The organism is Escherichia sp. TW09308 (genome assembly GCF_000208565.1).
GTDB lineage: Bacteria > Pseudomonadota > Gammaproteobacteria > Enterobacterales > Enterobacteriaceae > Escherichia > Escherichia marmotae.
On sequence record NZ_AEME01000001.1, the window covers coordinates 2,349,881 to 2,361,967 of the forward strand.

A 12,087-nucleotide genomic window follows, 5' to 3' on the forward strand; every position below is an offset into this window, starting at 1 on the left:
AACAAACGAACAAAATGGATAGAGGTGCAATGGATATCATTGGCGGACAACATCTACGTCAAATGTGGGACGATCTGGCGGACGTTTACGGTCATAAAACGGCGCTAATTTGTGAATCCAGCGGCGGGAACGTCAACCGGTATAGTTATCTTGAGTTAAATCAAGAAATTAACCGCACGGCAAACCTGTTTTATACGCTGGGAATTCGCAAAGGCGACAAGGTCGCGCTGCATCTCGACAACTGCCCGGAATTTATCTTTTGCTGGTTCGGGTTGGCAAAAATTGGCGCGATTATGGTGCCGATTAATGCCCGACTGCTGCGTGAAGAGAGCGCGTGGATCCTGCAAAACAGCCAGGCGTGTCTGTTGGTGACCAGTGCACAATTTTATCCTATGTATCGGCAGATTCAGCAGGAAGATGCCACGCAACTACGGCATATTTGCCTGACCGATGTGGCGCTTCCCGCTGGTGATGGTGCCAGTTCGTTTGCACAACTGAAAACTCAGCAACCTGCAACCTTGTGCTACGCACCGCCGTTATCGACCGACGATACGGCGGAAATTCTTTTTACCTCCGGTACAACCTCCCGCCCGAAAGGGGTGGTAATTACCCATTACAATCTGCGCTTCGCCGGATATTACTCCGCCTGGCAATGTGCAGTGCGTGACGATGATGTCTACCTGACGGTGATGCCTGCGTTTCATATCGATTGCCAGTGTACTGCGGCGATGGCGGCATTTTCGGCGGGTGCGACCTTTGTGCTGGTGGAAAAATACAGCGCCCGCGCCTTCTGGGGGCAAGTACAAAAGTATCGCGCCACCGTCACCGAATGTATTCCGATGATGATCCGCACCCTGATGGTACAACCACCTTCTGCGAACGATAGGCAACACTGCCTGCGGGAAGTGATGTTTTACCTCAACCTGTCAGAGCAGGAAAAAGACGCGTTTTGTGAACGCTTCGGCGTCCGCTTGCTGACGTCTTACGGGATGACAGAAACCATTGTCGGCATTATCGGCGATCGCCCCGGCGATAAGCGTCGCTGGCCGTCGATTGGTCGTGCAGGATTTTGCTACGAAGCGGAGATCCGCGACGATCACAATCGCCCACTCCCCGCGGGGGAGATTGGCGAAATCTGCATTAAAGGCGAACCAGGGAAAACCATCTTCAAAGAATATTTTCTCAATCCGCAGGCCACCGCCAGAGTCCTGGAAGCCGATGGCTGGTTGCATACCGGCGATACGGGATACCGCGACGAAGAGGGCTTTTTTTACTTCGTCGATCGTCGCTGCAATATGATCAAACGCGGTGGCGAGAATGTCTCTTGTGTAGAGCTGGAAAATATTATCTCCGCGCATCCAAAAATTCAGGACATTGTGGTCGTTGGTATTAAAGATTCTATTCGTGATGAAGCCATCAAAGCGTTTGTGGTGCTGAATGAAGGCGAAACATTGAGCGAAGAAGAATTTTTCTTCTTCTGTGAGCAGAATATGGCGAAATTTAAAGTGCCATCTTATCTGGAAATCAGAAAAGATCTGCCGCGTAACTGTTCGGGGAAAATAATCAGAAAGAATCTTAAATAAATGAAACCGCGGGAATTATCTCGCCAGCTAATAATCACACCATAAAATAATATGCATTTTTTGCAGGGCATTGTCGTCCCTGAAAAAGCAAAAATGGAGAAAAGGAATGAGTGAATCATTACATCTGACCCGCAATGGATCAATTCTGGAAATTACCCTTGACCGTCCAAAAGCTAATGCAATTGATGCTAAAACCAGCTTTGAAATGGGCGAAGCATTTCTTAATTTCCGTGACGATCCGCAATTACGCGTCGCCATTATTACCGGTGCCGGAGAAAAATTCTTTTCCGCTGGCTGGGATTTAAAAGCGGCAGCAGAAGGCGAAGCACCAGATGCTGACTTCGGCCCAGGCGGTTTTGCCGGATTAACTGAAATTTTCAATCTCGATAAACCGGTCATCGCAGCCGTGAACGGCTACGCCTTTGGCGGTGGCTTTGAACTGGCGCTGGCAGCAGATTTTATTGTTTGTGCCGATAACGCCAGTTTTGCCCTACCGGAAGCTAAACTGGGCATCGTTCCGGACAGCGGCGGCGTGCTGCGTCTGCCGAAGATCCTGCCGCCTGCTATCGTCAATGAAATGGTGATGACTGGCAGACGGATGGGCGCAGAAGAGGCGCTGCGTTGGGGGATTGTCAACCGCGTGGTTAGCCAGGCGGAGCTAATGGATAACGCCCGCGAACTGGCACAGCAACTGGTTAATAGCGCCCCGCTGGCGATTGCGGCGCTAAAAGAGATCTACCGCACCACCAGCGAAATGCCGGTCGAAGAGGCGTATCGTTTTATTCGCAGCGGCGTGTTGCAACATTACCCTGCAGTGCTGCATTCGGAAGATGCCATTGAAGGGCCACTGGCGTTTGCTGAGAAGCGCGATCCAGTGTGGAAAGGGCGTTAACAACCGTGAGCTATTACGCCTTTGAAGGGTTAATTCCGGTGGTTCACCCGACGGCGTTTGTTCATCCCAGTGCAGTATTGATTGGCGATGTAATTGTGGGAGCCGGCGTTTACATCGGCCCCCTCTCCTCGCTACGCGGTGATTACGGACGGCTGATTGTACAAGCAGGAGCCAATATTCAGGATGGCTGCATCATGCACGGCTACTGCGACACTGACACCATTGTGGGGGAAAACGGTCATATCGGTCATGGTGCTATCCTGCATGGCTGTATGATTGGCCGTGATGCCCTGGTCGGGATGAACAGCGTGATTATGGATGGCGCGGTCATTGGCGAAGAAAGCATTGTTGCCGCCATGAGTTTTGTCAAAGCGGGCTTTAGCGGCGAGAAACGTCAGTTGTTGATGGGCACGCCAGCCCGTGCGGTGCGCAGCGTCAGCGATGAAGAGTTGCACTGGAAGCGGTTGAATACCAAAGAATATCAGGATTTGGTCGGGCGCTGCCATGCATCGTTACGAGAAACACAGCCGTTGAGGCAAATGGAGGAAAATCGCCCCCGTTTACAGGGGACGACGAATGTGACGCCAAAGCGGTAACATCGTCGGACGTGGCGTAAATGCCTTATCCGACCTGGCCGGAGAGCCCCCGTAGGCCAGATAAGATGCACCAGCATCGCATCCGGCAACCAGGTCTCGCGATATCCACAAGATTAAATTAACGACGCATACTCTTTGATAACATCATCTGCCACTTCTGCTCGCGGTTAAGCTCCGTGAGCGGAACGGTCGGAATACGCGGCGTCTTTCTTACGCCGACTAATTTTTCCCGGCTATTATTCCGCAGACGCGCATAAATTTGTGCATCAATCTCAACCACTTTTACTAACCGCTGACACTGACATCCCCGCCCTTCCAGCTTATTAGGGATCATCTTAACTTCGCAGCTTATTTCTGCGACCTCCGACAGAATATAAGTCAGGGTATTAATCGCCTTGCTGTGTTCAATATCGAAATGAATAGAGATCTCTCTTGCCGTCACCCACCGGTTTTCAACCATCATCCATTCAGCAATTAACAAATAGAGTGGTTTTTCAACATATCCTTCACACATACAAACTCCAGTTTCACAAATTAAAAATCTGGCTATGACTCGTTTTAAGCAATTAAACAAGGCCATATTAAAATTGTAGTTATATCGATAATATGCAACTTCACTGTTGATAAGTGTGAGCTAAATCCTGCTTACATCATCAAAAATATAGATTTCAGGAAAGATTTTCCTTATTGGTAAAAAAAACGGTTCTCATCAGAGAACCGTATTAGATATTTGATCAAAATGGCGGATAAAACATATCCGCCATGACACTCCATTATTTGATCTGCGCGTGCATTTCTTGTACCGAAATCACTTTTTCGGTCGCATCGGCATTCAGCGCCATTGCGGTAGCGAAACCGCCATTCAGGGTGGTGTCGTAATGCACTTTATATTGCAGCGCACTGCGACGAATCACGCGGGAGTCTTCAATCGCGCGACGGCCTGAAGTGGTGTTGATGATATAGGTATATTCGCCATTCTTAATACGATCCTGAATGTGCGGACGACCTTCATGCACCTTGTTAACCAGACGCGGGTTGATGCCCGCTTCACCCAGCACAATCGCTGTACCGTGGGTTGCATCCAGCTCGAAGCCCTGCTTCAGCAGTTTTGCTGCCAGGTCCACTACACGCTCTTTGTCGCCTTCGCGCACGGAGAGCAGCGCACGGCCCTGTTTCTTCATCGTGGAGTTGCTGCCCAACTGTGCTTTAGCAAACGCTTCAGCGAAGGTGCGACCAACACCCATCACTTCCCCGGTAGAGCGCATTTCTGGCCCTAACAGCGGGTCAACGCCCGGGAATTTGTTGAACGGCAGTACCACTTCTTTCACCGAGTAGTACGGCGGGATAACTTCTTTAGTCACGCCCTGCTCAGCCAGCGATTTACCTGCCATCACGCGTGCTGCCACTTTCGCCAACGGAACACCGGTGGCTTTGGAGACGAACGGAACGGTACGCGCCGCACGCGGGTTAACTTCAATCAGGTAGACTTCGTTGTTTTTCACTGCAAACTGCACGTTCATCAGGCCGCGCACCTGCAATTCGAAGGCCAGTTTCTGCACCTGCTGGCGCATTACATCCTGAATTTCCTGACTTAACGTGTATGCAGGCAGAGAACACGCTGAGTCACCAGAGTGCACACCAGCCTGCTCAATATGTTCCATAATGCCGCCAATCAGCACCATTTCGCCGTCGCAGATAGCGTCCACATCGACTTCTACCGCATCATCGAGGAAGTGATCCAGCAGCACGGGGGCATCATTGGACACGCTCACCGCGGTCTGGAAGTAACGACGCAGGTCGGCTTCGTCGTAGACGATCTCCATCGCCCGACCGCCAAGAACATAAGACGGACGCACCACCAGCGGGTAACCAATCTCTTTCGCCTTCTCAACTGCCATCTCAATAGCAGTAACGGTGGCGTTCGCCGGTTGCTTCAGTTTCAGACGGTCAACCGCGTGCTGGAAGCGTTCACGGTCTTCCGCACGGTCGATGGCATCCGGACTGGTGCCAATAACCGGTACACCAGCGGCTTCCAGCGCGCGCGCCAGTTTCAGCGGGGTCTGACCGCCGTACTGGACGATAACGCCTTTCGGTTTCTCGATGCGCACAATTTCCAGCACATCTTCCAGGGTTACCGGCTCAAAATAGAGACGGTCGGAAGTGTCGTAGTCGGTGGAGACGGTTTCCGGGTTACAGTTAACCATAATGGTCTCAAAACCGTCTTCGCGTAGCGCCAGCGAGGCGTGTACGCAGCAGTAGTCAAACTCGATACCCTGGCCGATACGGTTCGGGCCGCCGCCGAGCACCATGATTTTGTCACGCGTGGACGGATTCGCTTCGCACTCATCTTCATAGGTGGAGTACATGTACGCAGTGTCAGTCGCAAATTCTGCGGCACAGGTATCAACGCGTTTGTAGACCGGGTGCAGGTTGTACTGGTCGCGCAGTTTGCGGATTTCCGCTTCGCGCACACCTGCCAGTTTAGCCAGACGCGCATCGGCAAAACCTTTGCGTTTCAACTGGCGCAGGAAGTCAGCGTTCAGGCCAGTGATACCCACTTCTGCCACTTTCTCTTCCAGACGCACCAGCTCTTCAATTTGTACCAGGAACCAGCGGTCAATGTTGGTCAGGTTAAAGACGCCGTCTACAGACAGGCCCGCACGGAAGGCATCTGCGATGTACCAGATACGCTCTGCGCCTGCATCTTTCAGTTCACGGCGGATTTTAGTCAGGGCTTCCGGATCATCGAGGCTCACTTTCGGATCGAAACCGGTCGCGCCCACTTCCAGGCCGCGCAGGGCTTTTTGCAGCGATTCCTGCTGCGTGCGACCAATCGCCATCACTTCACCAACCGATTTCATCTGGGTGGTCAGACGGTCGTTAGCCCCGGCAAATTTCTCGAAGTTAAAGCGAGGAATTTTGGTGACCACGTAGTCAATGGACGGCTCGAAAGAGGCCGGAGTACGACCGCCGGTGATGTCGTTCATCAGTTCGTCGAGGGTGTAACCGACCGCCAGTTTCGCCGCCACTTTGGCAATCGGGAAGCCAGTGGCTTTCGACGCCAGCGCCGAAGAGCGGGATACACGCGGGTTCATTTCGATAACAATCAGACGACCGTTTTTCGGGTTAACCGCAAACTGGACGTTGGAACCGCCCGTTTCAACACCGATTTCACGCAGTACCGCCATCGAGGCGTTACGCATGATTTGATATTCTTTGTCGGTCAGCGTCTGGGCTGGCGCTACGGTAATGGAGTCACCGGTGTGGATGCCCATCGCATCGAAGTTTTCGATAGAGCAGACGATGATGCAGTTGTCGTTTTTATCACGCACCACTTCCATCTCGTACTCTTTCCAGCCAATCAGCGACTCGTCAATCAGCAGCTCTTTGGTTGGGGAGAGATCCAGACCGCGAGCGCAAATTTCTTCAAACTCTTCGCGGTTATAAGCGATACCGCCACCACTACCGCCCATAGTGAAGCTGGGGCGAATGATGCACGGGAAGCCCACGTCAGCAGCAACCGCCAGTGCTTCTTCCATTGAGTGCGCGATACCGGAACGCGCGGTTTCCAGACCGATTTTCTTCATCGCCACGTCGAAACGGCGACGGTCTTCTGCTTTATCAATCGCGTCGGCGGTGGCACCAATCATGGTTACGCCGAACTCTTCCAGTACGCCCTGGCGCTCCAGTTCCAGTGCACAGTTCAGCGCTGTCTGGCCGCCCATCGTTGGCAGAACTGCATCCGGGCGCTCTTTTTCGATAATTTTGCGTACTACTTCCCAGTGAATCGGCTCAATGTAGGTCGCATCGGCCATTTCCGGATCGGTCATAATGGTCGCCGGGTTGGAGTTCACCAGAATGACGCGGTAACCCTCTTCACGCAGGGCTTTACATGCTTGCGCGCCAGAGTAGTCAAACTCACACGCCTGGCCGATAACAATCGGGCCAGCCCCCAGAATCAGGATACTTTTTATATCTGTACGTTTTGGCATGGCTCTTTTACTCCTGATTACTTAGCGGTTTTACGGTACTGCTCAATTAACTCGATAAAGTGGTCGAACAACATAGCTGCGTCGTGCGGCCCCGGGCTGGCTTCAGGGTGCCCCTGGAAGCTGAATGCCGGTTTATCAGTGCGATGAATGCCCTGTAACGTACCGTCGAACAGGGATTTATGCGTCACGCGCAGATTTGCAGGTAATGTTGCTTCGTCCACCGCAAAACCGTGATTCTGGGCGGTAATCATCACCACATTTTTCTCAATATCTTTAACCGGATGGTTGCCGCCATGATGACCAAATTTCATTTTGACCGTCTTCGCGCCACTGGCCAGCGCCAGCAACTGATGACCGAGGCAGATGCCAAATACCGGGATGTCAGTTTCGAGGAATTTCTGGATGGCGGTAATAGCGTAATCGCATGGAGCCGGGTCGCCAGGACCGTTCGAGAGGAAGATGCCGTCCGGATTCATTTTCAGCACGTCTTCAGCAGACGTTTGCGCCGGAACGATAGTCAGGCGGCAGCCTCTGTCCACCAGCATCCGCAGGATGTTGCGCTTAGCACCGAAATCGTAGGCCACCACATGGAACGGCAGCTCGTCTTCTTTTTTCGCTTCCGGCAGGCCGCCAGCCAGCGTCCAGCTCCCTTGTGTCCAGCTATAGGCTTCAGCGGTAGTCACTTCTTTTGCCAGATCCATGCCGTTCAGCCCAGGGAACGCGCGGGCTTTTTCTAACGCCAGCGCCGCATCCGGGTTATCGCCCGCGATGATGCAACCATTCTGTGCGCCTTTCTCACGCAGTAAACGCGTCAGCTTACGGGTATCGATATCGGCAATCGCCACAATGTTATGGCGTTTCAGGTAAGAAGAGAGGTCTTCGGTATTACGAAAGTTGCTGGCAATCAGCGGCAGGTCGCGAATCACCAGACCTTGTGCATGTACCTGGGAGGATTCTTCATCGGCGTCATTAGTGCCGACATTACCAATATGGGGATAAGTAAGAGTAACGATTTGGCGAGAATAGGAAGGATCAGTGAGGATTTCTTGATAACCGGTCATTGAAGTATTGAAAACGACTTCCCCAACCGCCGAACCTGTTGCCCCTATGGCCCGACCGTGAAACTGGGTTCCGTCTTCCAGAACCAATAGCGCTGACTTAATCAAAACACCCTCCAGAGAATATTCACTCACTTTATTTGCATATTAATTCACAATGATAACATGAATCAATGCAAATCTGCTTACCGACGAATTTCTGGCAAACGGCGGCATTCTGGAGATATGGAAGCTAAAAGTCAACTCAATCGCAGTATTTATTATATGATTTTATGCATCACACATATTTTGATGGCATTAAGCGGCAAAAATATCATCTAACATAGTCTGGAAAACGCTTGCGCAGAGAGAAGAATGTATAAAACCAATTTCGTCAGATAAAAAGTGGACCAAACGGTCAAAATTTACATTAAAACAACAAAAATCACCAACAAAACATGATATTTTTAGCAACTCACACCAATTAACAATAAGAACAATCAAAATAAAAGGGCTAAAATTTAAAGCCCTTTATAATCATAAGGTTGGATGTGTTATTTTTGCATCAACACTAATGTTTTGTTGTTATAACGCATTGAGATTAAGCACATCTCGCATGTCAAAAAGCCCACTTTCTTTGCCATTCAGCCACAAAGCCGATCTTACCGCGCCGTTAGCAAAGGTCATGCGGCTGGAAGCCTTATGCGTAATCTCCAGACGTTCGCCAATATCGGCAAACATGGCGGTATGTTCGCCAACGATGTCGCCGGCACGGACGGTGGCAAAACCAATGGTGCCTGGCACTCGTTCACCGGTATGACCTTCACGGCTGTAAACTGCGCAATCTTTCAGATCTTTGTTCAGTGCATGGGCAATCGCCTCTCCCATCGCCAGCGCAGTGCCCGACGGCGCATCCACTTTATGCCTGTGATGTGCTTCAATAATCTCGATATCCGTGTAGTCACCCATTACCTGAGCGGCTTTCTCCAGCAGCTTAAGCATCACATTAACGCCGACACTAAAGTTGGCGGCAAAGACAATCGCAATATCCCCGGCGGCATCACGAATCGCCTGCTTGCCTGCGTCATCAAAACCCGTCGTGCCAATCACCATCCCTTTGCCATGCTGGCGACAAAATGCCAGATGGTTCAGCGTGCCTTCCGGACGGGTAAAATCAATAAACACATCAAAATCATCTTTTACCGCATCCAGGCTGCTTTGTACGGTAACGCCGGTTTTTCCGGCTCCAGCCAGTTCACCGGCGTCACTGCCCAGTAAAGAAGATCCTTCACGCTCCAGCGCCGCGCCAAGCTGCACGCCCTCTAACGCCAGCGCCGCCTGAATCAACTGGCGGCCCATACGCCCACCGGCTCCCGCGATGGCAACGCGGATGTTTGCATCATGCATAGCTATTCTCTTTTGTTAATTTGCATAGACCGTTTTCAGAGTAACCAGCGCATCGCTACGCCGCCAGCCAAAAACGCCGATAATTAGAAATTAATGATAAACAGGGAGGGATATCAGTGAAAGGCATGAGTCAGTAAATGACTACATGCCGATAATATGTGACAGGTTATGGTGCCAGGGCCAGCACCTCAGCCACCCACTGTTGGAAACCTTTCACATCCAGATCCAGCGCCACCTGTACATTGGCAGGTTTACCCAGGCAACCGTCAATATCAACGACCGTAGTGCCCGAAGTAAATTCCCCCTGAGTTTCCACCGCCACAAAACAGGGTTTGAGGGTGAACAAATCCGGACGCACCAGCCAGGCGATAGCGCAGAGATCGTGCATACGCAGACCGCTTTGCATACTGCCGCTGCGATAGTGGCTAAACAAGGCGTGAAGCATTTTCCCGGTACGATTCAACTCCGGCAACGTGGCGAGATAGTCTGGGGTTAATATCGCCTGATTGGTGACATCCAGACCACACATGACAATTTCAATGTCACTACGGAAGACACATGCCGCTGCTTCCGGATCGGCTGCGATATTAAACTCGGCGTTTGGCGTACAGTTGCCGCGTCCGGCGGAACCGCCCATGATCACCAGACGGCGAATATGCGGTTTACATTCCGGGCATTGTGAAAGTAACAGCGCGATATTGGTCAACGGGCCGATAGCCACCAGAGTAACGGGTTCTGGCGCACGTATCAGAGCATCACGAATAGCCAGAAATGCCGGTTTATCCAGCGGGCTTCTGTTGTGTTCAACAAAGTCGTAGCCAGCCATTCACCGTGCACAGATGCCGCATTACGCGGCGCGCGTACCAGCGGTACAGCAGCGCCCTGGGCGAGCGGAATATCCACATTCCAGAAATGCAGCAGTTGCAGGGCGTTACGCGTGGTTTTCTCAACTGAGACATTACCCGCAACGGTGGTCATCAGTTGCAGGTCGAGTTCGGGAGCAAAAATCGCGGCGGCAATGGCAACGGCATCATCGATGCCGGGATCAGTATCGAGGAAAATAGGTAATCGCATGTTTTCTCCATAAAAAATGCCGGTAACAAGACCGGCATTTTCGCATAACTTAGGCTGCTAATGACTTAATCAACTTCACGAATATCCACACGCAACTCTTTCGGCACTTCGAAAACAATGTTTTCTTCGCGGCCTTCCAGCGGAATGGCTTCGCCGCCGCCAAGCTGCTGTAAACGTGCAACCACATTCTGCACCAAAATATCCGGAGCCGATGCCCCCGCAGTCACGCCGACACATTCAACGTCTTTCACCCACTCTTCCTGGATATCTGTCGCATCATCAATCAAAAACGCGCGTTTGCCCATACGCTGCGCCAGTTCCGCCAGACGATTGGAGTTGGATGAATTTTTCGAACCAACGACCAATACCACTTCCGCCTGCTCTGCCAGTGCGCGTACCGCTTCCTGGCGGTTGGTGGTGGCGTAACAGATGTCATCTTTGCGCGGCCCGACAATCTTCGGAAAGCGTTTACGCAGCGCATCGATAACATCCGAAGTGTCATCCACCGACAGCGTGGTCTGGGTCATAAAGGAGAGTTTATCTTCGTCTTTGACCGTCAGTTTCCACACGTCGTCCGGTGACTCGACCAGATACATTCCCCCTTCCGGGTTACTGTACTGCCCCATCGTACCTTCCACTTCCGGGTGCCCGGCATGGCCAATGAGAATAGATTCTTCGCCACGACGGCTGGCGCGGGCGACTTCCATATGCACTTTGGTCACCAGCGGACAAGTTGCGTCGAATACCGTCAGATCGCGGCTTTTCGCTTCGTTGCGTACAGCCTGGGAAACACCGTGCGCGGAGAAAATCAGGATTGCGCCATCCGGCACTTCGCTGATCTGCTCAATAAAGATAGCGCCACGCTCGCGCAGGCTATCGACCACGTAGCGGTTATGCACCACTTCGTGGCGGACATAAATCGGTGCGCCGTAAATGGCCAGCGCGTTTTCAACAATGCTGATAGCGCGGTCTACCCCGGCACAAAAACCACGTGGGTTGGCCAACAGGATCTGCATGTTACGCCTCCAGTGCCGGATCGATTTCCAGCACTTCAATATCAAAATGAACGGTCTGCCCGGCCAGCGGATGGTTGAAATCAACGGTAATAGAGTCGCCGTTAATCTCGCGGATCACGCCAGGCATCTCACTGCCATCCATTGCGGTAAAAAGCATTATTGCGCCAATTTCTGGCTCGCCTGCATCCATAAACTCACGGCGGGAGAAGTACTGAATCAGGTCCGGTGACGGTACGCCAAACGCCGCATCAGGCTCCAGCGAGAAGGTGGTTTTATCGCCCACTTTCAGCCCCAGCAGGTGTTGCTCCAGCCCTTCGGAAAGAGAAGCGTCACCAAGGCGGAACAGCGCCGGTTTACCGTTGTTGCGGGTAGACTCAGCGGTGGTGCCATCGTCGAGTTTTAGCGTGAAGTGCACCAGGACGGCGCTATTGCTCTGTACAGATTCAGACATGCAGGTTTGCTCTTGTATTTTGAGGATGTTTGCCGGATG

General features: G+C 52.0%; 9 protein-coding genes and 1 pseudogene. 3 read left to right on the forward strand and 7 right to left on the reverse strand.

Annotated features, from left to right (window positions below; all coding sequences use genetic code 11):
* Positions 1–29 precede the first annotated feature (29 nt).
* The 3 genes from caiC (at position 30) to caiE (ending at position 3,071) form a co-directional block, all read left to right on the forward strand.
* Positions 30–1,583, forward strand: coding sequence for a crotonobetaine/carnitine-CoA ligase (gene caiC / locus ESM_RS0111205; protein ID WP_001517723.1), 1,554 nt, complete (start codon positions 30–32; stop codon positions 1,581–1,583).
* A 106-nt stretch (positions 1,584–1,689) separates the two neighbouring features.
* On the forward strand, positions 1,690–2,475 hold the full coding sequence (gene caiD, locus ESM_RS0111210; RefSeq protein WP_000004392.1) for a crotonobetainyl-CoA hydratase: 786 nt from the start codon (positions 1,690–1,692) through the stop codon (positions 2,473–2,475).
* Positions 2,476–2,480: 5 nt separating this feature from the next.
* Positions 2,481–3,071: a carnitine operon protein CaiE gene (caiE, locus tag ESM_RS0111215; protein ID WP_000122899.1), complete on the forward strand. Its 591-nt coding sequence runs from the start codon at positions 2,481–2,483 to the stop codon at positions 3,069–3,071.
* Between the two features lie 118 nt (positions 3,072–3,189).
* On the opposite strand, the gene caiF is transcribed toward caiE, so the two are convergent.
* The 7 genes and pseudogenes from caiF to fkpB all read right to left on the reverse strand — a co-directional run bounded on the left by caiF (position 3,190) and on the right by fkpB (position 12,048).
* Positions 3,190–3,585 carry a carnitine metabolism transcriptional regulator CaiF gene (gene caiF / locus ESM_RS0111220; protein WP_000333133.1) on the reverse strand — a complete coding sequence of 132 codons (396 nt, stop codon included), beginning with the start codon at positions 3,583–3,585 and terminating at the stop codon, positions 3,190–3,192.
* A gap of 259 nt (positions 3,586–3,844) precedes the next feature.
* A complete protein-coding gene (gene carB, locus ESM_RS0111225) occupies positions 3,845–7,063 on the reverse strand; it encodes a carbamoyl-phosphate synthase large subunit (RefSeq protein ID WP_001126327.1) in 3,219 nt (1,072 codons plus the stop codon).
* Between the two features lie 17 nt (positions 7,064–7,080).
* Positions 7,081–8,229 carry a glutamine-hydrolyzing carbamoyl-phosphate synthase small subunit gene (carA, locus tag ESM_RS0111230; RefSeq protein ID WP_001517722.1) on the reverse strand — a complete coding sequence of 383 codons (1,149 nt, stop codon included), beginning with the start codon at positions 8,227–8,229 and terminating at the stop codon, positions 7,081–7,083.
* Positions 8,230–8,685: 456 nt separating this feature from the next.
* Positions 8,686–9,507 (reverse strand): 4-hydroxy-tetrahydrodipicolinate reductase, encoded by an 822-nt coding sequence (gene dapB, locus ESM_RS0111240; RefSeq protein WP_000543592.1) that lies wholly within the window; start codon positions 9,505–9,507, stop codon positions 8,686–8,688.
* 166 nt (positions 9,508–9,673) lie between these two features.
* Positions 9,674–10,581 (reverse strand): annotated as a pseudogene (rihC, locus tag ESM_RS01000000124660) (ribonucleoside hydrolase RihC).
* A gap of 65 nt (positions 10,582–10,646) precedes the next feature.
* A complete protein-coding gene (gene ispH, locus ESM_RS0111250; protein WP_001166388.1) occupies positions 10,647–11,597 on the reverse strand; it encodes a 4-hydroxy-3-methylbut-2-enyl diphosphate reductase in 951 nt (316 codons plus the stop codon).
* 1 nt (position 11,598) lies between these two features.
* Positions 11,599–12,048 (reverse strand): FKBP-type peptidyl-prolyl cis-trans isomerase, encoded by a 450-nt coding sequence (gene fkpB, locus ESM_RS0111255; RefSeq protein WP_000004655.1) that lies wholly within the window; start codon positions 12,046–12,048, stop codon positions 11,599–11,601.
* Positions 12,049–12,087: the final 39 nt, after the last annotated feature.